The sequence below is a fragment of the Micromonospora sp. CPCC 205539 genome, from assembly GCF_036906815.1.
Lineage (GTDB): Bacteria > Actinomycetota > Actinomycetes > Mycobacteriales > Micromonosporaceae > Micromonospora.
The window spans coordinates 84,145-107,150 of record NZ_JBAKHW010000004.1 but is presented as its reverse complement, the minus strand read 5'-3'; the positions used below and the strand labels follow the sequence as shown (position 1 = coordinate 107,150).

At 71.0% G+C, this 23,006-nt stretch carries 19 protein-coding genes and 3 tRNA genes; 11 read left to right on the top strand and 11 right to left on the bottom strand.

Going from position 1 to position 23,006, the window contains the following annotated elements; genetic code table 11:
• The first annotated feature begins 114 nt into the window (after positions 1-114).
• Entirely contained in the window at positions 115-504 is a 390-nt protein-coding gene (locus V6V47_RS04810) for a hypothetical protein (RefSeq protein ID WP_334626734.1), read from the top strand.
• A gap of 57 nt (positions 505-561) precedes the next feature.
• Here V6V47_RS04810 and V6V47_RS04805 read toward each other — a convergent pair whose 3' ends face one another.
• Positions 562-996, bottom strand: a complete 435-nt coding sequence (locus tag V6V47_RS04805) for a hypothetical protein (RefSeq protein WP_334626733.1) — start codon at positions 994-996, stop codon at positions 562-564.
• Positions 997-1,123: 127 nt separating this feature from the next.
• On the opposite strand from V6V47_RS04805, the gene V6V47_RS04800 reads away from it, so the two are divergent.
• Positions 1,124-1,831 carry a DUF2786 domain-containing protein gene (locus V6V47_RS04800; RefSeq protein WP_334626732.1) on the top strand — a complete coding sequence of 236 codons (708 nt, stop codon included), beginning with the start codon at positions 1,124-1,126 and terminating at the stop codon, positions 1,829-1,831.
• 9 nt (positions 1,832-1,840) lie between these two features.
• Here V6V47_RS04800 and V6V47_RS04795 read toward each other — a convergent pair whose 3' ends face one another.
• From V6V47_RS04795 to V6V47_RS04755, 9 genes are all read right to left on the bottom strand, one after another.
• Positions 1,841-2,368, bottom strand: a complete 528-nt coding sequence (locus V6V47_RS04795) for an SRPBCC family protein (RefSeq protein ID WP_334626731.1) — start codon at positions 2,366-2,368, stop codon at positions 1,841-1,843.
• Positions 2,369-2,665: 297 nt separating this feature from the next.
• Positions 2,666-2,739: transfer RNA gene (locus tag V6V47_RS04790), tRNA-Phe, on the bottom strand.
• A gap of 99 nt (positions 2,740-2,838) precedes the next feature.
• A tRNA-Asp gene (locus V6V47_RS04785) sits at positions 2,839-2,912 on the bottom strand.
• A gap of 31 nt (positions 2,913-2,943) precedes the next feature.
• A tRNA-Glu gene (locus tag V6V47_RS04780) sits at positions 2,944-3,016 on the bottom strand.
• Between the two features lie 154 nt (positions 3,017-3,170).
• Positions 3,171-3,968: a polysaccharide deacetylase family protein gene (locus tag V6V47_RS04775; RefSeq protein WP_334626730.1), complete on the bottom strand. Its 798-nt coding sequence runs from the start codon at positions 3,966-3,968 to the stop codon at positions 3,171-3,173.
• Positions 3,969-4,042: 74 nt separating this feature from the next.
• Positions 4,043-4,987: a MerR family transcriptional regulator gene (locus tag V6V47_RS04770; RefSeq protein ID WP_334626729.1), complete on the bottom strand. Its 945-nt coding sequence runs from the start codon at positions 4,985-4,987 to the stop codon at positions 4,043-4,045.
• Positions 4,977-5,597, bottom strand: a complete 621-nt coding sequence (idi, locus tag V6V47_RS04765) for an isopentenyl-diphosphate Delta-isomerase (RefSeq protein WP_334626728.1) — start codon at positions 5,595-5,597, stop codon at positions 4,977-4,979. The genes V6V47_RS04770 and idi overlap by 11 nt, the downstream gene beginning before the upstream one ends.
• The gene (gene crtI, locus V6V47_RS04760) at positions 5,594-7,075 is read right to left on the bottom strand and encodes a phytoene desaturase family protein (protein WP_334626727.1); all 1,482 of its coding nucleotides are present in this window, start codon (positions 7,073-7,075) and stop codon (positions 5,594-5,596) included. The genes idi and crtI overlap by 4 nt, the downstream gene beginning before the upstream one ends.
• Positions 7,076-7,103: 28 nt before the next feature.
• Positions 7,104-8,258 (bottom strand): polyprenyl synthetase family protein, encoded by a 1,155-nt coding sequence (locus tag V6V47_RS04755; protein ID WP_334626726.1) that lies wholly within the window; start codon positions 8,256-8,258, stop codon positions 7,104-7,106.
• Between the two features lie 65 nt (positions 8,259-8,323).
• Here V6V47_RS04755 and V6V47_RS04750 point away from each other — a divergent pair, with 65 nt between their 5' ends.
• Both V6V47_RS04750 and V6V47_RS04745 read left to right on the top strand, forming a co-directional pair.
• The gene (locus tag V6V47_RS04750) at positions 8,324-9,247 is read left to right on the top strand and encodes a phytoene/squalene synthase family protein (RefSeq protein ID WP_334626725.1); all 924 of its coding nucleotides are present in this window, start codon (positions 8,324-8,326) and stop codon (positions 9,245-9,247) included.
• Positions 9,244-10,569: a cryptochrome/photolyase family protein gene (locus V6V47_RS04745; RefSeq protein ID WP_334626724.1), complete on the top strand. Its 1,326-nt coding sequence runs from the start codon at positions 9,244-9,246 to the stop codon at positions 10,567-10,569. The genes V6V47_RS04750 and V6V47_RS04745 overlap by 4 nt, the downstream gene beginning before the upstream one ends.
• Positions 10,570-10,580: 11 nt before the next feature.
• On the opposite strand, the gene V6V47_RS04740 is transcribed toward V6V47_RS04745, so the two are convergent.
• On the bottom strand, positions 10,581-11,666 hold the full coding sequence (locus V6V47_RS04740; protein WP_334626723.1) for a serine hydrolase domain-containing protein: 1,086 nt from the start codon (positions 11,664-11,666) through the stop codon (positions 10,581-10,583).
• Positions 11,667-11,757: 91 nt separating this feature from the next.
• On the opposite strand from V6V47_RS04740, the gene V6V47_RS04735 reads away from it, so the two are divergent.
• From V6V47_RS04735 to V6V47_RS04705, 7 genes are all read left to right on the top strand, one after another.
• Positions 11,758-13,233: a dihydrolipoyl dehydrogenase family protein gene (locus V6V47_RS04735; protein WP_334626722.1), complete on the top strand. Its 1,476-nt coding sequence runs from the start codon at positions 11,758-11,760 to the stop codon at positions 13,231-13,233.
• Between the two features lie 187 nt (positions 13,234-13,420).
• On the top strand, positions 13,421-14,422 hold the full coding sequence (locus tag V6V47_RS04730) for a LacI family DNA-binding transcriptional regulator (protein WP_334626721.1): 1,002 nt from the start codon (positions 13,421-13,423) through the stop codon (positions 14,420-14,422).
• 425 nt (positions 14,423-14,847) lie between these two features.
• On the top strand, positions 14,848-16,227 hold the full coding sequence (locus tag V6V47_RS04725; protein ID WP_334626720.1) for an ABC transporter substrate-binding protein: 1,380 nt from the start codon (positions 14,848-14,850) through the stop codon (positions 16,225-16,227).
• An 87-nt stretch (positions 16,228-16,314) separates the two neighbouring features.
• A complete protein-coding gene (locus V6V47_RS04720; protein ID WP_334626719.1) occupies positions 16,315-17,268 on the top strand; it encodes a carbohydrate ABC transporter permease in 954 nt (317 codons plus the stop codon).
• Positions 17,269-17,281: 13 nt separating this feature from the next.
• Entirely contained in the window at positions 17,282-18,169 is an 888-nt protein-coding gene (locus V6V47_RS04715) for a carbohydrate ABC transporter permease (RefSeq protein ID WP_334626718.1), read from the top strand.
• Between the two features lie 100 nt (positions 18,170-18,269).
• Complete coding sequence (locus V6V47_RS04710; RefSeq protein WP_334626717.1) at positions 18,270-19,901, top strand: glycoside hydrolase family 13 protein; 1,632 nt, start codon at positions 18,270-18,272, stop codon at positions 19,899-19,901.
• 157 nt (positions 19,902-20,058) lie between these two features.
• Positions 20,059-22,926 (top strand): galactose-binding domain-containing protein, encoded by a 2,868-nt coding sequence (locus V6V47_RS04705; RefSeq protein WP_334626716.1) that lies wholly within the window; start codon positions 20,059-20,061, stop codon positions 22,924-22,926.
• The last annotated feature ends 80 nt before the right edge of the window (positions 22,927-23,006 follow it).

Below are 23,006 nucleotides of genomic sequence, written 5' to 3'. Positions count from 1 at the left end.
GTGCCCGGGCCGACGGCGGGACCGTGGAGGTGGCGAAATGCGCAGGTCGCTCGCCTTGTATACGGAGAGTGACGATTGGCAGGGGCCTTGACCACCGGTCCTACTGTGCGCTGGGTGACGGATCTACCACAGCAGACGTTCGACGACGCGACCGCCGTGCTCCGCTCGGCGCTGGCCGGGGATGGTGACGCGGTGGTGGGGGCGTTCGACGCGGTCGTCGACCGGGCCGGCCTGAGCGGCGCGTACGGGGTCGCCTGGTGCCTGGCCGCGACGATGGTCGGTGACGCGCCGTCGGACAGCGGATGCGCGCTGGACTTCCCGGGGATCGACCAGGCCGACTACGACACCCGCTGGGTGGCCCGCTTCGTCAGTGCGTACGCCAACCGGGACGTACCGACGGGGGAGGCGCTGTTCGGCGCGGCGGCGGCCGACGGTCAGCTCCCCGACTGCCTGCTCACCCTCGCCGGCTCGACGATCGCCACGCTGCGCAGCCGGGCCGGCTGACGGTTCCGTGCGGGCGCGGCGCCCTCGGGGCCGGACGCCGCGCCCGTGCGGGACTGGTCAGAAGGCGTGGTACGCGATCAGCGGCTCGTACTCGTACCGCAGGTTCTCGAAGCGGACCCGGAAGTTGACGCCGTCGCGGACGTTGGTCGCCACCACGATCCAGCCCGAATTTGCCGGCAGGTAGGTCCAGTAGTTACAGGCGCCGGTCCGGTCGACGAAGATCACACACGCGTCGGTGCCGTACGCGCTGGCGTTGCGCACGTTGATGTCGCCGCAGCGGCTCGTGGTGCGGTAGGTGCCGGCCTGGCCGCCGTAGCCGCCGGTCTGGAAGTACGACCGGACCGCCCCGCCGTAGCAGGTGGCGAGTGGGGCGAAGAGGTTGCCCTCGGAAGCGGTCGAGGTGGCCGGAGCGGCCTGCGCGGGGGTGCCGGTGACGAGCAGTGCGGTGGCCGTGGCGACGGCGGCGAGCAGGCGTGCGGTCGGGGATGACATGCGTGCCTCCGGAGACAGTCAACTGACCGTCCGTGCTGGACGGGGGAGTCAATCGTGACGATGATACGGATCGATCAATGGCGGCGCGGTCCCGCTGATGTCCGACCGATGTGATAGCTCTGGTGGCATGTCCGAGGCCATGCTCAGCAAGGTGCGCAAGCTGCTGGCTCAGGCCGAGGACCCGGCCTGTACGCCCGCCGAGTCAGCCGCGTTCACCGCCAAGGCGACCGAGTTGATCGCTCGGTACGGCGTGGACCGGGCCCTGCTCGCCGCCCGGGACCCCGCCACCGACCCGGTCGGCGACCGGGTGCTGGACATCGTCGCCCCGTACGCCCGGGACAAGGTGGGCCTGCTCGCCGCCGTTGCCGACCCGTTGCGCTGCCGCTGCGTCCGCCGCCAGCAGGGCAGCGGCTTCGCCCTGCACCTGTTCGGCTTCGCCAGTGACCTGGAACGGGTCGACCTGCTCTTCACCTCGTTATTGGTGCAGGCGGCGCACGGCCTGGCCGGCACGGTGGTGCCGGTCGGCGAGCATCCGGCCGCCTTCCGCCGGTCCTGGCTCGCCGGCTTCGCCGAGGTGATCGGTGGCCGGCTCTGGGCTGCCGAGACGGCGGCGGCCAGCGGGTCGGGCGAGCCGTCGATGGCCCTGGTGCTGGCGGACCGCTCGGACCGGGTGCAGCGGCGGCTCGCCGAGGAGTACCCCCGGCTTCGGACCGCGCCGCGGCGACGGCTGGCCGGCACCGGCTTCGGTTCCGGGGCGGAGGCCGGGCAGCGTGCGGATCTGGGTGGCCGGGACATCGCCAGCGGATCGGGCGGGGGACGGCGACTCGGCCGCTGAGCTCGCCGGTCAGGCGGACGTGGTGGGGTGGCGCCGAAGGACCGTGGCGACGTAGCGGGTGAGCAGTTCGTGCCAGCCAGCGGTGAGCGCCTTGCGGTAGCCCTCGGCGGCCTCGCCGTGCCGATCGAAATGCCGGTGTGCCAGCTCGACCCGGGTCCGCTCGGGCCCGTCGGGAAGGAACAGCACCTCGACCTCACTGGCACGGGCCGGGTCCGGCACCGGCACCCGGTCCGGGCCGAGCTGCCAGGCGAAGACCAGCCGCCGCGGCGGATCCCAGGTGAGGACCCGACCCCAGTCGGCGCGGAAGCCGTACGGGCCGATCTCGTAGAGCATGCCGCCGGCCCGGGGCTCCATGCCCAGGTCGGCGAGGGCCTCCGGGCCGGACCACGTGTACTCCGTCACCCACCAGTCGGCCAGCTCGTCAGTGAAGACCGCGAATGCGTGCTCGGCCGTGCCCGGGACGAAGAGGCTGCACCGGAGGGAGAACCGGTCGGTGTCCTGCCGGATGTCGGCCGGATCGACCATCCCCTGTCCCATAGGCCCGGACCATACCGGCGAATGCCCGACTGCGCAGCTTTGTGCGGTGCCCGTTTCCAGACAGTGGGTTGCCGAGTGATCACGGACGGGATGCTCCGCGCGGTGCCGCCGGCGACGGGGTAAGCAGCGCGTGATCGACTCGGTATCGGTGATATAGGGGCATCCGGATGTCCGGGACACCGCAATATCAGGAACGGAGTGGATCATGCCGTGCCGCGTCGGACTGTGCACACCAAAGCAGAACGCCGACCTGCGTTTCCGCTGGTCGGCGCTCCTGTAGCCCGGCGAAAGGCTATGTGGCCAGGGGCGGGGTCGAACCGCCGACCTTCCGATTTTCAGTCGGACGCTCGTACCAACTGAGCTACCTGGCCGTACCGCTCGGCTCATGCTACCCGCCAACCGGATGACCCGCTGGCAGCGTCACACGCTCCGATACGCAGAACGCCGCGCGAGGCGCGGCGTCAGCGCTGCGGTCCTGACGGGACTTGAACCCGCGACCTCCGCCTTGACAGGGCGGCGAGCACTCCAACTGCTCCACAGGACCTAGCTTGTGTTGCTCCGGCTTGCGCCGGTCGTGCCCCCAACGGGATTCGAACCCGTGCTACCGCCTTGAAAGGGCGGCGTCCTGGGCCGCTAGACGATGAGGGCGGCCCCGCCATCATTGCACATTCGCAACTTCAAGCGGACTTGCTCCCATCCGGCCCCGCCGGAGGCTTGGAAAGCATACGTGATGCCTGGTCGGTCGACAAAATCGGTATCGCCAGGACCTCGGATGGGCGCATAAGAGCAGGTCAGAGCCGGTTCAGGTGAGTCGAGCGATGCCGAAGCGGCGCTTCAGGTCGGCGATCACGTGGGGGCAGGCGGCGAGCGTCGCGGCCCGATTCCCGCCGCCGTCGTGCATCAGCACGATGGCTCCGGGGCGGGCGGCGGAGTGGATCCGCTTGGCGATCGTGGCCGCGGTCGGCTTGTCCCAGTCCTGTGGGTCGACACTCCAGTGCAGGGGGCGCATGCCCAGGTCCTTGGCCACGGCCAGCACCTCGGCCGTCCACCGACCGCCCGGCTGGCGGTAGAAGGGCACCGGAGCGCCCGGGACGGCGGCCTGGATGGCCTTGTTGGTCCGCAACAGGTCTGCCCGCATATCGGCAGCCGGCCGTCGGGCCAGATCGAGGTCGTGCCGCCAACTGTGGTTACAGAGCTGGTGTCCCTCGCGGACGATCCGCCGGACCAGATCCGGGTGACGCTGCGCCTCACGGCCAACCAGGCAGAAGGTGGCCGTCACGTGGGCGGCCCGGAGCTGGTCGAGCACCTTGGGCGTCCAGGTCGGGTTGGGGCCGTCGTCGAATGTCAGCGCCACCGGGCGTACGCCGGCGGCCCGTCGCAGGCCGGCCGGGAGATTGGCCGGCAGCGGCCGCAGTGGCGGTTTCGGCGGTTTGGCGCGGGTGGGAGTTGGTGACGGGGTGGGGCTCGGCGGGGTGGGTGGCACGGTCGACTCGACCGGCTGCGGTGCGGCGGCGGGTGTGACGTTGTCGTCCGACTGGGCGCAGCCGGACAACAGCAGCGCCACGGCGAGGACGGTCGCCAGAACGGCGCGGGCTTGCATGGTGCTCACTCCCGGGGGTCGGGGTAGGCGTACGCCCCGACGCTAGTGGACGCGGCCGGAGTCCGACAGGCCGGTCAGTCCCCCCGCGACTGATCCAGCGAGTCGCGGACCGCGACCGCGAGCGCGACCGCCTCGGCCAGGTCGACCGGCCGCACCACCCCGGCGGGCAGCGTGTCGGCCTGCCAGCCGGGGCCGGCGGCGAGCACCAGCAGCGGGCGGCGGGGCACGGTGAGCAGCGCGCCGAGCTGAGCCGGGTCGGCGGTGGCCCGGGTGTGTGACCAGAGCACCACGGCCGCCGGCCCGGTCCGGGTGACCGCCTCGATGAGGGCCGGCACCGGCACCCGGGCGCCGAGCATCCGGTAACCGACCCCGACCTCGGCGAGCGCGGCGGCCAACGCCTCGAGCGGGAGACTGTGCTGCTCCTCGTCCGCGCAGGAGAGCAGGATCCGAGCCGGTCCGGTCGTCGCGGCGGCCCGGCTGGTCGCCGCGAACGTCTCCGACACGCAGCGGGAGAGCAGGTGCTCCACCTCGATCAGGCCGGCGGTGGCGGCGTGCCGTTCGCCGATGCCGACGAGCACCGGCCGGAGCAGACCCTCCCAGGTGGCGATCACTCCGCTGACGGCCAGGGTGTGCGCGATCGTCTCGTTGATCGCCTCCGCGTCGAGCCGCATGGCGGCGCGGGCCAGTCCGCGGGCGGCCGGGCCGGCGCGACCCACCGGGATGGTTCCGCCGCCGTCCCGACCGGGCGGGCGGGTGCGGCTACGGGTCACGCTGTCGACCGGCACGGGATCCGGCGCCTGGCGAGCCCAGCGGGCAGCGTCGGCGGGGCTCACCCCGTCGGCGGTGAGCCGTCGCATGATCTCCAGGCGGGCCATGTCGGCCGGCGTGTACCGGCGGTGGTGACCCGGGACGTGCTCGCTGGGCCCGAGCCCGTAGCGCTGGTGCCAGGTGCGCAGCGTGGTGACCGCGACCCCCAGCCGGCGCGCGACGGCGCCCGCGCTCAGCGCCTCATCGGCCACCCGGCCGCTCCGCCGCGTCAGCCGCCGACGATGCGGAGGGAGTCTCGACCGGGCCGGGTGCGCCGGGCGTCGGCCCCGAGGGACGGAGCAGCCGGTTCACCACACCGCCCAGCCAGGGTGCGTACGACCGGGGGTCCCGGTCGAGGTCCGTCTCGAGCGCGAAGGGATCGGCCCAGCGCAGCTCGGCCACCTCCGTCGGGTCGGGCAGCAGCGGGGCGCCGGGGAGGAAGTCGCCGCGCAGCACGTGGTCGTACTCGAATTCGACCCGCCCGGTGGCCGGGTCCTCGGCGTAGTAGACGTAGACGCCGAGCTCGGTCAGCTCGACCGGGCCGGCGCCCAACTCCTCGTGGAGTCGCCGGTTGGCCGCCTCGGCGAGCGATTCACCCGGCTGGGGGTGGCCGCAGCAGGAGTTGGCCCAACGCAGCGGGAAACGGGTCTTGACCGCGGCCCTCCGTTGGAGGAGCACCTGGCCGTCCGGGTCCACGAGCAGCACCGAGAACGCCCGGTGCAGTTGCCCGGGCGGCTGGTGCGCGGTGGCGACGGTGGTCGCACCGTGCGCCTGGCCAGCGTCGTCGACCAATTCGACGAGGTGGTCCTCGCGGCTGCTCATCGACCCTCCCCGGTGATTCGGCCGGCTGCCAGCTTGCCGGAGATGAGCACCATCGGTACGCCGACCCCGGGCTGGGTGCCAGAGCCGACGAAGACGACGTTCGACAGGTCACGGTGCAGGTTCGACGGGCGGAACGGGCCGGTCTGAAAGAGGCTGTGCGCGGCGGCGAACGGAGTGCCGGCGGCCATCCCCTGCTCGGCCCAGTCGGCGGGAGTGATGGCCTCCAGCACCTCGACCCCGGCGCCGAAGCCGACGTAACCGCGCTCCTCCAGGGTGCCGATCAGCTGGTCGCTGTAGTGCCGGGTCAGGTCGCCGCGCCACTCGAACGGGGCGCGGTCGAGGTTGGGCACCGGTGCGAGCACGTAGTAGCTGTGCCGGCCCGGTGGGGCCACCGACGGGTCGGTGCGGCTCGGGTTGGTGACCAGCAGTGACGGGTCGGTCATCAGCTCACCCCGGCGGATGACCTCATCGAAGGTGCCCTTCCACGCGCGTCCGAAGTGGATGTTGTGGTGGGCGATCTTCGCATAACCCTGCCGCGAGCCGATGTGCAGGACGACGCAGGACGGTGAGTAGGTGAGCCGCCGCTGGCGGGCCGGCGGGAGCAGGTCCCGGTAGGCGACCGGCAGGTCGGGGTTGAGCACGACCACGTCGGCTGGGACCAGGTCGCCGTCGGCGGTGCGTACGCCGGTGGCCCGCCCGTTCGCCGTCTCCACCCGGGCCACCGTGGTGTCGTACCGGATCTGCACGCCGTGCTTCTCGGCGGCGCCGGCCATCGCCCGGGAGACCGCGTGGATGCCGCCGCGCGGGAAGTAGACGCCGGCCACCGAGTCGAGGTACGCGATGACGGCGTAGATGGCCAGGGCGTCGTGCGGGGCGAGCCCGGCGTACATCGCCTGGAAGGAGAAGATCCGCTGGGTGCGTGGATCCCGGAAGAACTGGTTGATCTTCGTTTGGAGGCGGCGGAAGGCTCCGCCGGCGAGCAGCTTGAGCAGATTGCCGGTGAGCAGGTCGGTCGGCGCGTCCAGGTTGCGCTCGATGAAGTCGGCCCGCTCCAGCCGCCACAGCTCCCGTGCGTAGTCGACGAAGCGCAGGTAGCCGTCGGCTTCGCGGGGCCCGCAGACCCGGGAGATCTCAGCCGCCATCCGGGTGGTGTCGGTGAGCACGTCGAGGGTCGAGCCGTCCGGGTAGTACGCCCGGTAGGCCGGGTCGAGGGGGGTCAGATCGAGCCAGTCGCGCAACTCCTCGCCGACCGCCCCGAGCGCCTCGGCGATCAGCTCGGGCATGGTGAGCACGGTCGGCCCGGTGTCGAACTCGTAGCCGTCCACGGCGAGCCGACCGGCCCGCCCTCCGGGCACCGGCTCGCGCTCCAGCACGGTCACCTGCCGACCGCTGCCGGCCAGGTGCAGCGCGCAGGCGAGCCCACCCAGCCCGGCCCCGACGACCACCACCCGGTCCGTACGTCCCGTCACCGTCCGCACGTGACCACCTCCTTGAGAAAGTCGCTCATCAGGCTCGCCGGTTGGTGGCGGTGGTCGCCAGCCCGGTCAGCGCGGTCCGCGCGGCCCAGTCCACGGGGGCGGTGTCGAGCGCGGCCAGCGCGTCGCTGACCCGTTCGGCGATCATCCGCTCCACCCGGGCCGCCGCACCGGTGTCGGCAACCAGCTCGGCGAGCCGGTCGACCTTCCGGTCGCCGGTGCTCGCGGCGGCCCGCTCCAGCGCCTTGAGCTGTGCCGGTGTGGCCAGTTGCCGGGCCAACATGAGCAGGGTGGTCGGCTTGCCGGTGCGCAGGTCGTCGCCGGCCGGCTTGCCGGTGGAGGCCGGGTCTCCGTAGGCGCCCAGCAGGTCGTCACGGAGCTGGAACGCCTCGCCGACGGCCAGGCCGTAGCGGTGGTACGCGCCGACCAGCGGGGCGTCGGTGGGCACCCCGGCCAGGCAGGCGCCGAAGAGCAGCGGATGCTGGACGGTGTAGCTCGCCGTCTTGTAGCGGGCCACCCGTAGCGCCCGGTCGAGCGACCAGTTGGCGGCGTCGTGCTCGCCGAGCACATCGAGGAACTGCCCGGCGACCGTCTCGACCCGCATCTGGTCGTAGCAGCGGCGGACCTCGAACAGTCGGGCCGGTGGCACGCTGGCGTGCGCCAGGAGGCGGTCGGCCCAGACCAGGCAGAGGTCGCCGACGAGCACCGCGACCGCCTCTCCGAACCGGCCCGGATCGCCCCGGCGACCGGCCGCGACGTGCTGCGCGGCGAGCGCCACGTGCGCGGTGGGTCGGCCACGGCGGGTGGCCGAGGCGTCCATCACGTCGTCGTGCACGAGCGCGAAGGTGTGCAGCAGCTCGAGGGCGGCCAGCGCGGGCAGCACGGGTGGCAGTGGCTCGGTGTCGCCGACCGCTCCACGCCAGCCCCAGTAGGCGAAAGTGGGCCGGACCCGCTTGCCGCCGGCCAGGACGGCCTCCCGCGCGGCGACCGCGAAGTCGCCCATCGCCACGTCGATCTCGCTGAGCGCGTCGACCTCGGCGGTGAGGAAGGTGATCAGGGTGTCGTCCACGGCTGTGACCAGGTCAGCGGTGGACGCGGCCAGGACGGCGTGGACCGAGCCGACTCCGTCGTTCGGCGGAGTCGGCGCCACGCGGAGTGCGTTACCCGCAACTGCGTCGTTGGCCATGTGGCTGAGCGTACCCTAGGGTTACGAGTTGCGTCGATTGGTGCGTCGATAAATGAGGAGGGCCGGTGGAAACTGATCTCACCGCTGCCTATGACCGGTGCCGTGAGCTGCACAAACGTCACGGGCGCACCTACTATCTCGCCACCAGGCTGCTCCCCGCATGGAAACGGCGGCATGTGCACGCCCTCTACGGGTTCACGCGGTACGCCGACGAGATCGTCGACCGCACCGACGACCTGCCACCGCCCGAGCGGGCCGCCCGCCTCGACGACTGGGCACGCCAGTTCATGGCCGGCCTGCACGGTGCGTCGGTCGACGACCCGTTGCTGCCGGCCGTGCTGCACACCATCGCCATCTTCGATCTCGACCGCGACGACTTTGCGTCGTTTCTGAAGAGCATGGCGATGGACCTGACCGTCACCGCGTACCCCACCTACGACCACCTGCTCGACTACATGGAGGGGTCGGCCGCGGTCATCGGCACCATGATGCTGCCGATCCTGGGCAGCTCCGACCCGGCAGCGGCCCGGGAGCCGGCCCGGCAACTCGGCTTCGCCTTCCAGCTCACCAACTTCATCCGGGACGTCGCCGAGGACCTCGACCGGGGTCGCACCTACCTGCCGGACGAGGACCTGGCGAAGTTCGGCGTCACCCGCGACGAACTGCTCCAGGCCGCCGCCCGGGGGCGGGGCACGCCCCGGATCCGCGAGCTGATCGAGTACGAGGTCACCCGGGCCCAGGCGCACTACGCCGCCGCCGCGCCCGGCATCACCCTGCTCGCGCCAGCCTCGCAGGCCTGTATGCGCACCGCGTACGCGCTCTACGGCGGCATCCTCGACGAGGTGGCCGCGCAGGACTACGACGTCTTCGCCCGGCGGGCCCTGGTGCCGCAGCGGCGCCGGATGGCGGTGGCGGCCCGCGCCCTGCTCACCTCGACCGGTACGCCGGTCACCATCCCGGGACCGACGATCCACCCGGCGGGCCGGTGACCACGGGCACCGCGATCGTGCTCTTCACCCGCGACCTGCGGGTGCACGACCATCCGGCGCTGGCCACCACCTGCGCGGCGTTCGACCGGGTGGTGCCGCTGTACGTGCTCGACCCGGAGCTGGCCGGGCTGTCGGCCAACCGCACCCGGTTCCTGCACCAGGCCCTGGCCGAGCTGCGCGTCGAGCTGCGCGACCGCGGCGGCGACCTCGTGGTGCGGCGCGGCGACCCGGTGGCCGAGACGATCCGGCTGGCCGGCCAGGTGGGCGCGACCGCCGTCGCGCTCTCCGCCGACGTCAGCCGGTACGCCCGTCGCCGGGAGCGGCGGCTCCGTGCCGAGTGCGAGCAGCATCGGCTGCACCTGCGGCTCTTTCCGGGGCTGACCGTGGTGGAACCGGGCGCGCTACGGCCGGGCGGCGGCGGCGACCACTACCGGGTGTTCAGCCCGTACCACCGGGCCTGGACGGGCTCCCGTTGGCGCGAGGAGCTGGCGGCGCCCCGCCAAATCGTGCTGCCCGACGGGGTGGACCTGGGCCGGCTCCCGGCGCCACCGGCCGGAGAGTCGCCGGACGCGGCGCTCGGCGGCGAGCGGGTGGCCCGTCAACGGCTCACCGACTGGCTGCCCGACCTGGACCGGTACGACGACCAGCACGACGACATGGCCGGCGACGACACCTCCCGGCTCAGCCCGTACCTGCGCTTCGGTTGCGTGTCGCCGCTGACGGTGGCCAACCGGGCGGGCGACCGGTCCGGACCGTTCGTCCGGCAGATCTGCTGGCGGGACTTCTACTACCAGGTCACCGCCGCCTTTCCGGAGATCTCGAGCAGGGCCTACCGGACGGGCGTCACCGAGCAGTGGCGCTACGACGACGACGCGCTGACGGCCTGGGCCGAGGGGCGGACCGGCATGCCGATCGTGGACGCCGGGATGCGGCAGATGCGAGCGCAGGGGTGGCAGCACAACCGAGCCCGGCTGATCACCGCCGGTTTCCTGACCAAGCACCTTGGGCAGGACTGGCGGGGTGGGGTGGGGGTCTTCTTTCGCTGGCTGCTGGACGGGGACGTGGCGAACAACTCCGGCAACTGGCAGTGGGTCGCCGGCACCGGCAACGACACCAAGCCGTACCGGGGTTTCAATCCGGTCCGGCAAGCCGAACGGTACGACCCGGACGGCGACTACGTGCGCCGCTGGGTGCCGGAGCTGGCCGCGGTGTCGGGCAAGGCGATCCACCAGCCGTGGCGGCTGCCCGACCAGCTTCGTCGCACCCTCGACTACCCACCCCCGCTCACCGTGCCCGGCACCGACCCGGTCTGGCTGCGGTGACTCCGGTGGCGTCAGAGCACCGAGTGCAACGCCTCGACCAGCTCGTCCACCCGGTCATGCTCGGCCAGGTGCGCGGTCGCGTACGCGAAGGTGTAGCCGCGCTCCGGGTCGGCCCACGCGCTGCTGCCGCCCAGGCCGCCCATGCCCCAGCTGCCGTCCGGCTCCCACTGCATGCCCAGCGTCCAGTGGGTCTGGCGGTCGAGCACCAGATCCGGCCCGTCGTACTGGACCCGGGTCGCCTCGGCCACCAGCTCGGCGCTGAACAGCCGCACGCCGTCCAGGACGCCACCGGCCAGCAGGCCGGCGTAGAGCCGGGCCAGCCCGGAGGCGGTGGCGTGCAGGTTGACCGCCGGCATCTCGGCGCCTCGCCAGAGCGGGCTGTTCAGCACGGCCAGGTCCTGCCCGCCGGCCGGGTTGCCCATCGCCCGGGCCCGCAGTGAGCCTGGCTCGCCGAGTGCCCGGACGGGCCATTCCGGGTCGCCGTAACGCAGGTCGGCGCAGCGCCGCTGGTCGGCCTCGGCCAGCCCGAAGCCGAGGTCGAGCCGCCACCGACCGGCGATCTCCTCGGCCAGGAACCGGCCCACCGACCGCCCGTCCACCCGCCGGACCACCTCGCCCACCAGGTGTCCGTACGTCCAGGCGTGCTCCCCGGCGACCGAGCCGGGCGTCCACTCCGGGTCGGCGGCGGCCAGGTCGCCGACGAGCAACGCCCAGTCGGCGATCGCGGTGGCCGGCCGGGGAATCGGGAAGGCCGGCAGCCCGGCGGTGTGCGCCAGCACCTGACGAACGGTGGCCGGTGTACGGAGTTCGGGCCAGTACCGGGAGACCTGCGCGTCGAGGTCGACCAGCCCCCGGTCGACCAGCACCAGCAGGCAGAGCGCGGCCACCGGCTTGCCGACCGAGTAGACGTTGACCAGCGTGTCCGGCCGCCACGGGTCGCCGTCCGGTGTGCCGGTCCCGGTGCTCGTGCGGGAGCCGGCGACCAGGTCGAGCACCGGTAGGCCGTCGTACCAGACGGAGAGGCTGGCAGCGGTCTCGCGGCCGGCGGCGAACAGGTCGTGGAAGCAGTCCCGGACCGGGGTGAGGCGTGCGTGCATGCGGTCACCGTAAGCTGCCCGGCCCGGTGAGCGTGCCGGCATTTTGCGGACCCCGGTGGCTGGTGGGTGGTCGCCGGGGGATGCTGTCCAGGTGGCGAAGCCGGAGCTGGTGGATGTGGTCGTGGTCGGGCTTGGGGTCGGCGGCGAGGAGGTGGCCGAGCGACTCGCCGACGCCGGCCTGAGCGTCGTCGGCGTCGAACGGGACCTGGTCGGCGGGGAGTGCCCGTACTGGGGCTGCATCCCGAGCAAGATGATGATCAGGGCAGCCAACGCGCTCGCCGAGGCCCGCCGGGTCGACGGGCTGGCCGGAACGGCGCAGGTCCAGCCGGACTGGGCGCCGGTGGCGAAGCGGATCCGCGAGGAGGCCACCGACACCTGGGACGACACGGTCGCGGCGGACCGGTTCACCGGCAAGGGCGGCCGGCTCGTCCGGGGCAGCGCCCGGCTCGACGGGCCGGGCCGGGTCCGGGTCGGCGACCAGGTGTTCCAGGCCCGGCACGGGATCGTGCTGGGCACCGGCACCCGGCCGTCGGTGCCGCCGATCGACGGGCTGGCCGACACCCCGTACTGGACGAACCACCAGGCCATCGAGGTCGAGCAGCTGCCGGCGTCGCTGCTGGTGCTCGGCGGTGGCGCGATCGGGCTGGAGCTGGCCCAGGTCTTCGCCCGGTTCGGTGTCCGGGTCACCGTGGTGGAGGCGCTCGATCGGGTGCTTGCGGTCGAGGAGCCGGAGGCGTCCGAGGTGGCCGAGTCGGCGCTGCGCGCCGATGGCGTGGAGATCCACAGCGGCGTACGAGCCGAGCGGGTCGAGCACGACGGGCAGCGCTTCACCCTGCGCGGGGCCGGCGGGGCGGAGTTCACCGCCGACCAGCTGCTGGTGGTGACCGGGCGGCGCGCCCACCTGGAAGAGCTGGGGTTGGACACGATCGGCGTCGACGGCACCCAGCGTTACCTGCCGGTCGACGACCGCCTGCGGGTCGCCGACGGCATCTGGGCGGTTGGTGACGTGACCGGCGAGGGCGCCTTCACGCACATCGCCATGTACCAGGCGGCCATCGTGATCGCCGATGTGCTGGCCATGACCCGGCAGATGAACGCCGGCCCGGACGCCAGCGGCACGGCCAGCGTGGTGGGCGGCGCGATCGGCGCGGCCAGCTCGCTCGGGGCCAGCGGGTCCAGTGGCTCGGCCGGAACGGTCCCCCGCGCCGACTACCGCGCGCTGCCCCGGGTGACGTTCACCGACCCCGAAGTCGGCGCGGTCGGGTTGACCGAGCGGCAGGCCCGCGAGCGCGGCATCAACGCGCAGGTCGGTTTCACCAAGCTGGGCAGCTCGACCCGGGGCTGGATCCACCGGGTCGGCGACGAGGGGTTCATCAAGCTGATCGCGGACGCCGACCAGGGCGTGCTGATCGGTGCGACCTCGGTCGGGCCGGCGGGTGGCGAGGTGCTCTCCGCGCTGGTGGTGGCGGTGCACGCGGCGGTGCCGCTGAGCCAGCTCCGACACATGATCTACGCGTACCCGACCTTCCACCGAGCCATCGAGGACGCGCTACGCAACCTGTCCTGAAGCGGGTCAGCGGCGCCGGTGATCGTCCCGGTTTCGGTGATGTCGCGGTGTCCGGCCGTCGGGATGGCCCGACATCGGCGATGTCGAGTGGATCACGCCCGGTGCGACCCGTTAGACGCCGCCGCTCTGCAATTCTGCGGCAGCCCGCTGCTCATTTCTTGCACTCTGGTGACGTACGATTGCGGTCGTGACGAAGCGGTTGACCGAAGTTGCCAAGAAGGCGGGCGTCAGCGAGGCCACCGTCAGCCGAGTGCTCAACGGGCGGGACGGGGTCTCCGAGGCGACCCGGACGGCCGTGCTGACCGCGCTGGACGTGCTCGGCTACGAACGGCCGACCAAGCTGCGTGGCGAGCGTGCCCGGCTGGTCGGGCTGGTGCTGCCCGAGCTGCAGAATCCGATCTTCCCGGCGCTCGCCGAGGTGGTCACCGGCTCTCTCGCCCAACGGGGCTACACGCCGGCGCTCTGCGCCCGCACCATCGGTGGCGTCTCCGAGATGGACTACGTCGAGATGCTCCTCGACCACCAGGTCTCCGGGGTGATCTTCGCCGGGGGTTCGTACGCGCTCGCCGACGCGCGGCACGACCATTACCGCCGGCTGACCGACCGGGGCCTGCCGGTGGTACTGGTCAACGCGGGTGTCGACGAGCTGGGCTTCCCCCGGGTCTCCACCGATGACGCGGTGGCGGTCGAGCAGGCGTACGGGCACCTGCGCTCGCTCGGGCACGACCGGATCGGCATGGTGCTCGGCCCGGAGGGCCACGTGCCGTCCCGGCGCAAGTTGGACGCGATGATCCAGGCTGCGGGCTGGTCCGACGACACGGAGTTCGTCGAGCGTTCCAGCTTCTCCATGGAGGGCGCGCGGGTCGCGGCGACCAAGCTGGTCGAGCGGGGCGTGACGGGCATCATCTGTGCCAGTGACGTGCTGGCCCTGGGCACGATCCGGGCCGCCCGGCGGCTGGGTAGAGCGGTGCCGACCGACGTGTCGGTGGTGGGCTTCGACGACTCCGCCTTCATGACCTGCACCGACCCGCCGTTGACGACGGTGCGGCAGCCGATCGAGACGATGGGGCAGGCCGCGGTGGACCTGCTGGTCACCCAGATCGAGGGGGCCGGTGTGCTGCACGACGAGCTGCTGTTCGAACCCGAGTTGGTGGTCCGCGGCTCGACCGCCCCCGCCCCCGGCCGTTGATCCGTAGGCCGAGAGGCCGTTGACCCGTAGGCCGAGAGGCCGTTGACCCGTAGGCCGAGAGGCCGCTGACCCGTCGGCCCGAAGGGCCGCTGACCGACGCTCTGGCCGTCGACCGCTGATCGCGGTCGGCGGCCTTTTCGTTGTCGTCGGTGCGGTCGGAAAGCCTCGCCGTGAATCGTGACGTCGACGCTGGTTCCGAATAGGACTAAAACCCTACATCTCGGGCCGGTTTCAAGATCCTGTCATCATCTGTCGTTAGAAAGTCGTGTCCTTTCAAGACAGGATCGATACCTTGCCGAAATGAGTCGGCGTCGTTACAGTGACTCCACTCACACCTGGCTCCGGCGCAGCTACAGGGCGTCAGGTCGCATCACCGCAGATCACTGAAGGTCATTGGAGACACCCGTTCCCGAAGGGATGGACAGATGTCCGTACCGCAATACCGAAAGGCTGCGGCGATCGCGCTCGTGGCCGGCCTGGGGTTCAGCCTCACGGCATGCTCCACGAAGAGTGACGACAAGGACACCACCGCCGGCGGGAAGGTCACCATCACGGTCGACTGCCAGCCGGTCGGGGCCCAGAAAGAGCTGTTGAAGAACTGGAACGACGACGTCGCGGAGTTCCAGAAGCAGAACCCCGACATCATCATCAAGAGCGTCAGCGTCGGGGAGCAGTGCAACAACCCGCCGGACTTCACCGCCCGCCTTGCCGGCGGCACCGTGACGGACGTGTTCTACGGGTACATGACCGATCTCCAGCAGGTGCTCGACTCCGGTCAGGCGAAGGACATCACCGAGCTCGTCAACAAGGACACCATCCCGTCCTGGGACAGCGTCGACCCGGCGCTCAAGGAGGTCTTCAGCGACGGCGGCAAGCTCTACGCCGTCCCGGTGAAGAACTACTCGATGGGCCTGGTCTACAACAAGGTCCTGTTCCAGCAGGCCGGGCTCGACGTGAACAACCCGCCCAAGACGTGGGGCGAGGTCCGGGCCGCCGCCAAGAAGATCTCCGCTCTCGGCAACGGCATCGCCGGCTACTCGGAGTACAGCGCCGGCAACACCGGCGGCTGGCACTTCACCTCGCTGCTCTACTCGCAGGGCGGCCAGGTGCTGTCCGCGGACGGCAAGAAGGCCGACTTCAACAACGCCCAGGGCAAGCAGGTCCTGCAGAACCTCAAGGACATGCGGTACGGCGACAACAGCATGGGCTCCCGCCAGCTGCTGCAGTGGGGTGACCTGCTGACCAACGCCGGCGCTGGCAAGGTCGGCATGTTCATCGGCGCGCCGGACGCCACCCAGGCGATCGTCAGCCAGTTCCAGGGCAAGTTCCAGGACTGGGCGATGGCTCCGCTGCCCGGCCAGGACGGCGCGGCCAAGGGGACCCTCGGTGGTGGCGAGGGTTACTTCTTCAAGAAGGACCTGACCCCCGAGCAGGTCAAGGCCGGTCTGAAGTGGATCGCGTACCAGAAGCTCACGCCGGGCAAGGGCCAGTTCGACTACGCCCGGGCCAAGCCGCAGAACTACCCGGTGGGCCTGCCTCAGCCGCTGCTCTTCGCCAACGGCAGCGCCGTGCAGAAGCAGGAGCTCGAGCTGCGTAAGGCGAATGCGAACGTCGACACCGCGAACTTCGCGCTCTTCGAGGCCACCCCGGTCACGATCAAGGGTGAGCCCCGTAACGCGCAGGCGATCTACGCGGTGCTCGATGCGGCGATGTCCGGGGTGCTGACGAACCCGAACGCGAACATCGACGCGCTGCTCAAGACGGCTGAGGAAAAGGTCAACCAACTCCTGGCCGCCGAGAGCTGATCCGGTGCGGTGGGGGCCGGAACGCCGATCCGGCCCCCACCCATCCGCTCCGCACCGTCCGGTCACTGAATTCACGCAGGAGTTGCCTTGGCGATCACCACCGTCCCGGGTGCCACCAGGAAGCCGGGACGCCCCGCACCGTCGTACGCGGGGCCGCAGCGTACGAGTTTCGGTCGCAAGTTACGGGACAACCTCACGGGGCACGCGTTCCTGATCGGGGCGGTGCTGTGCTTCGGGGTCTTCTCCTGGTACCCGATGATCCGCGGCGTCGTGATGAGCTTCCAGCGCACCCGTCGTGGCGTCACGACCTGGGTCGGCTGGGACAACTACGAGCGCATCATCGCTGACCCCAGTTTCTGGACGGCCTGGAAGAACACGTTCTACTTCACGCTTCTCGCGCTCGTGCTCGGCTACGCGGTGCCGTTCTTCGTGGCGATCCTGCTCAACGAGTTCCGCCACGCCAAGGGTTACCTGCGGATGCTGGTCTACCTGCCGGTGATGCTGCCGCCAGCCTCGGCGCTCTTCCTCTTCAAGTTCTACGCCTACGACCCCAGCGAGGCCGGGCTCTTCAACGCGATCCTCAAGGCACTGCACCTGCCGACGTCGCAGTGGATGCAGTCTCCCGGGATGACGATGCCGGCCATGGTGCTCGCGTCGACCTGGATGAACATGGGTGGCGCGGTGCTGATCTACCTGGCATCGCTGCAGAACATCCCCGGCGAGCTCTACGAGGCGGCCGAGCTCGACGGCGCCGGCATCTGGCGGCGGATCGTCCACGTGACCATCCCGCAGACCCGGCTGATCCTCGCGCTCCTGGCGATGCTGCAGATCGTCGCCACGATGCAGTTCTTCATCGAGCCACTGATCCTGGCCAACGGCGCGGGTGCGGAGGATTCCGCGACCTCGGTGGCGTACCTCATCTACCAGCACGGGTTCTTCCAGAACGACCTCAACGGCGCCGCCGCGCTCGGCGTGCTCATGCTCGTGGTGCTGGCCGGCTTCTCCGCCGTCTACGTGCGGCTGAGCTCGAAACAGGACTAGGACGAGGCAACCCATGGCACAGGATTCCGGGACCCGGACCCTCATCTCCCACGCCCAGCTCACCCGGGGGCGCGGCAGGGTCATCTACTGGACGTTGCTCACCGTCGTCGTCCTGGGCTTCACGCTCGTCTTCCTCGGCCCGCTCTACTGGATGGTCACCGGCGCGCTCAAATCCGGCCAGGAGATCGCGCAGACGCCGCCGTCGCTGTTTCCGAAGGACCCTCAGGCGCAGAACTACGTCGATGCGTGGAACAACCTGGAGCTGGCGAAGCTGCTCTTCAACACGTTCTACTACGCCATCGGCGCGGTGCTGTTCCAACTCGTCTTCGACACCGCGGCGGCGTACTCCCTGTCCAAGCTCCGACCGATGTTCGGCAACGTGATCCTCGGCCTGATGCTGGCCACGCTGATGATCCCGGCGATGGTCCTCATCGTCCCGCAGTACGTGACCGTGATCGACCTGCCGATCGTGCACATCAATCTGCTCGACTCGCCGTTCGCCATCTGGCTGCCGCTGGTCGCGAACGCCTTCAACATCTTCCTGTTGAAGCGGTTCTTCGACTCGATTCCCGAAGAGTTGATGGCTGCGGCGTTGATGGACGGGGCGACACCGCTGCGCACGCTGTGGTCGATCATCCTGCCGATCTCGCGCCCCATCCTCGGCGTGGTCTCGATCCTCGCCGTGACGGCGGTCTGGAAGGACTTCCTCTGGCCGAAGCTGGTCATGCCGTCACCCGAGACCAGAACGGTCAGCGTCGGGATCTACGCCTTCTCGGGCGGTACGCCGATGAACGTGGTGATCGCCGCCTCGGTCATCGCCGCGATACCCACCGTCATCATCTTCCTGATCTTCCAGCGGAACATCATGTCCGGTCTGACCACAGGCAGCATCAAGGGATAACCACCCCGCGTAACCTCCGGCGGCGAACAACGACCGTTCGCCCGACACACATTCAGGCCCGGCGGACACGCCGACGTACTGACGCAGAAAGCAGGTGCTCGTGTCCACAGCAGACAGCAGTCCGTGGTGGCGTGGGGCGGTGATCTACCAGGTGTATCCGCGTAGCTTCGCCGACGGCAACGGCGACGGCATCGGCGACATCGCCGGTATCCGGTCTCGGCTGAACCACCTGTCCGCGCTTGGTATCGACGCGATCTGGTTCAGTCCCTGGTACCCGTCGCCGATGGCCGATGCCGGCTACGACGTGTCCGACTACCGCGACATCGACCCGGTCTTCGGCACCCTGCCCGAGGTGGAGGCGCTGATCGAGGAGGCACACGCGCTCGGCATCCGGACCATCGTCGACGTCGTGCCCAACCACTGCTCCGACGCGCACCCGTGGTTCCAGGCCGCGCTCGCCGGCGGCCCCGGCGCGCCCGAGCGGGACCTGTTCTGGTTCCGCCCCGGCCGGGGCCCGAACGGTGACCAGCGGCCCACCGAGTGGATCGGGGAGTTCGGTGGCGAGACCTGGACCCGGACCACCAACCCGGACGGCACCCCCGGTGACTGGTACCTGCACCTGTTCGCCCCCGAGCAGCCGGACTTCAACTGGGAGCACCCGCGCGTCCGGGCGGAATTCGAGGACATCCTGCGGTTCTGGTTCGACCGGGGCGTGGACGGCATCCGCATCGACTCGGCCGGGCTGCTGGTCAAGGACGGGACGCTCCCCGAGACGCTCCCGGACCAGCCGCACCCGTTCCACGACCTCGACGGGGTGCACGACATCTACCGCGCCTGGCGGCGGGTCGCCGACGAGTACCCCGGCGACCGCGCGCTGATCGGCGAGGTGTGGATGCCGGACCGGCAGCGGTTCGCCAACTACCTGCGCCCGGATGAGCTGCACGCGGCGTTCAACTTCGACTTCCTCGGCTGCGCCTGGGACGCGTCGAAGTTGCGCGAGAGCATCGACGGCACGCTCAGCGCGCACGCCCCGGTCGGTGCCCCGGCCACCTGGGTGCTCTCCAACCACGACGTCACCCGGCACGTCACCCGCTACGGACGCGCCGACACCACGTTCAGCTTCGCCGCCAAGCGCGAGGGGACCCCCACCGACCTGGAGCTGGGCACCCGCCGGGCCCGGGCCGCCGCGCTGCTGTCGCTGTCGCTGCCCGGCGCCACCTACGTCTACCAGGGCGAGGAGCTGGGCCTCTGGGAGGTCGAGGACATCCCGTACGCGCTTCGTCAGGACCCGATGTGGGAGCGCTCCGGCCGCATCGACCCCGGTCGGGACGGTTGCCGGGTGCCGCTGCCGTGGAGCGGTGACGAGCCACCGTTCGGGTTCAGCCCCGACGGGGCCCAGGCGCCCTGGCTGCCGCAGCCGGCGGACTGGAAGGACCGGACGGCGCGGGCGCAGGACGGCGACGCGACCTCGATGCTGGAGCTGTACCGGTCGGCGATCGCGATCCGACGGGCCACCCGGGTGCTCGGCGACGGCGAGCTGACCTGGCTGCCCGCGCCGGCCGGGGTGCTCGCCTTCAGCCGCGGCGAGGGCTTCCACTGCCTGGTCAACCTCTCCGAGTCGGCGGTGCCGTTGCCGACCGACGGGGAGTTGCTGCTGGCCAGCGGGCCGCTCGACGACGACCAGCTGCCGTCCGACACCGCCGTCTGGTTGCGTACCCCGCAGCCAGCCTGACCACCGTGGTGCCGGCGGCCCCGTCCCGCCGCCGGCACCGCGCCACCGAACCGGATCCCCACGGGGGTCGCTGAGGAAAGGAGGCACGAGGAGAACACTGCACCGCCGTACGGACACGGGGGACCTGGCCTGCCTGACGAAAGGGAGAGCGCAGCTCATGGCCAACCACACCACCGGCACCCCGCACCACCTTCGACACCCGGCCCGGGTAGGGCTGGCCGCCATCGCTGCCACTCTGCTCGCCGCGACCTCGGTGACCGTTCTCGCGGTCACCGGCACCGCGACCCCGGCCTCGGCGGCCGGCCTGTCCCCCTTCGACATCACCGGCCGGGGCGCCACCGTGCCGTTCCTCGAGCAGGAGGCGGAGAAGGCCGCCCACAACGGCACGAAGATCGGCCCGGACCGGCGCTACGGCACGCTGCCCTCGGAGGCGTCCGGCCGGGAGGCGATCACCCTCGACTCCGTCGGTGAGTACGTCGAGTTCACCCTCACCGCCCCGGCCAACGCGGTCACCTTCCGGTACAGCCTGCCGGACAGCGCGGCCGGCACCGGGCGCGACGCCACCATCGACCTGCGGGCCAACGGCAGCCTGCTGAAGTCGGTGCCGGTGACGTCGAGGTACGGCTGGTACTACGGCGGTTACCCGTTCAACAACAACCCGGGCGACACCAACCCGCACCACTTCTACGACGAGACCAGGGCGCTGTTCGGCAGCACCTACCCGGCCGGCGCGAAGATCCGGCTCCAGGTCGCCTCGACCGCCCAGTCGCCCACCTTCACCATCGACCTGGCCGACTTCGAGCTGGTCAGCGGGCCGATCGCCAAGCCGTCCGGCGTCCTCGACGTGGTGACCGACTTCGGTGCCGACCCGTCCGGCGGCTCGGACTCGACCGCGAAGTTCCAGGCCGCGGTCGACGCCGGAAAGGCCCAGGGCAAGGCGGTCTGGATCCCGACCGGCACCTTCACCCTCTGGGACCACGTGGTGGTCGACGGCGTGACGCTGCGCGGCGCCGGCCCGTGGTATTCGGTGCTCGGCGGTCGGCACCCCACGGACCGCAAGCGGGCGGCCGGCGTCTACGGCAAGTACGTGCCCGGCGGCGGCTACACCGGGGAGGTCCGGTCGCACGAGGCCAACGGGCCGAGCCGCAACGTCACGCTGCGGGACTTCGCCATCATCGGCGACATCCGGGAGCGGATGGACGACGACCAGGTCAACGCGCTCGGTGGGGCGATGACCAACTCCGTGGTGGACAACCTCTGGTTGGAGAACACCAAGGTCGGGGCCTGGATGGATGGCCCGATGGACAACTTCACGATCCGCAACAGCCGGATCCTGGACCAGACTGCGGACGGGGTGAACTTCCACACCGGCGTCACCAACTCGACGGTGACCAACACGTTCCTGCGCAACACCGGCGACGACGCGTTGGCCATGTGGGCGCAGAACGTGCCGAACGTCAACAACTCGTTCACGCACAACACCATCGGCGTGACCCTGCTGGCCAATCACCTGGTCAGCTACGGCGGTCGGGATATCAAGATCACCGACAACGTGACGGCCGACTCGCTGAGCAACGGCGGCGGCATCCACGTCGCCAACCGTTACCCCGGTGTGCAGGGCGACACCGCCGTCCGGGGCACCTGGACGGTCGCCCGCAACACGCTGATCCGCAACGGCAACTCGGACTACAACTGGAACTTCGGCGTCGGGGCGATCTGGTTCTCCGCGCTCAACGAGTCGTTCCAGCAGGCCACGATCAACATCACTGACACCGACATCCTGGACAGCTCGTACGCGGCGCTGCACTGGATCGAGGGCCAGACCAGCGGAATCAACCTGAACAACGTCCGCATCGACGGTGCGGGCACGTACGCGCTCCAGGTGCAGGCGCCCAGCCAGGTGTCGTTCACCAACGTGCGGGCCACCAACATCGCGCAGAGCAACCCGATGCACAACTGCGTGGGCGGTGGCTTCCAGATCACCCAGGGCGCCGGCAACTCGGGCTGGTACACCCCGACCCCGTACTGCGGCCCGTGGCCGGATCCGCAGTGGGGCGGCGGCCCCAGCTCGCCGCCGCCGACCACCCCGCCGCCGACCACGCCCCCACCGACCACGCCGCCGCCCACCGGCGGAAACCTGGCGTTGAACCGGCCGGCGACGGCGACCAGCACCAACCAGAGCTACACGGCGACGAACGTGGTGGACGGCAACGCCTCCAGCTACTGGGAGAGCGCCAACAACGCGTTCCCGCAGTCGGTGACGGTCGATCTGGGCGCCGCACGGTCGGTGAACCGGGTGGTGCTCAAGCTGCCCGCCGGTTGGGAGAGTCGCACCGAGACCCTCTCGGTGCTCGGCTCCACCGACGGTTCGTCGTACTCGACCCTGGCGGCGTCCGCCGGCCGGGTCTTCGACCCCGGCGCGGGCAACACCGTGTCGATCTCCCTGCCCGCCGGTGACCGCCGCTTCGTCCGGGTCACCGTCACCGGCAACACCGGCTGGCCGGCGGCCCAGCTCTCCGAGGTCGAGGTGTACGGCGACACGTCCACCACGCCACCGCCGACGACGCCACCGCCGACCACCCCACCCCCGACCACGCCGCCGCCCACCGGCAACCTGGCGGCCGGGCGGCCGGTCACCGAGACCAGCCACTCCGACGTGTACGGCGCGTCGAACGTCGTGGACGGCAACGCCAACACCTACTGGGAGAGCGCCAACAACGCGTTCCCGCAGTCGGTGACGGTCGACCTGGGCACCAGCCGTTCGGTGTCCCGGGTCGTGCTGAAGCTGCCACCGGCCTCGGCCTGGCAGACCCGTACCCAGACGCTCTCCGTGCTCGGCTCCACCAACGGCTCGTCCTTCGCCACCGTGAAGTCGTCCGCGGGCTACACCTTCAATCCGGCCAGCGGCAACACGGTCACCGTGACCTTCACGGCGACCAGCCAGCGGTACCTACGGCTGCCCTCCACCGGGAACAGGGGCTGGCCGGCGGGCCAGCTCAGCGAGTTCGAGGTCTACACCAGCTAGGCCAATGGCCCCCGCCCGCCCCGGGCGGGGGCTCCCGGCCTGGGCGGACCGGCGCAGCGCAGCTCCGGTCCCGCCCGGTC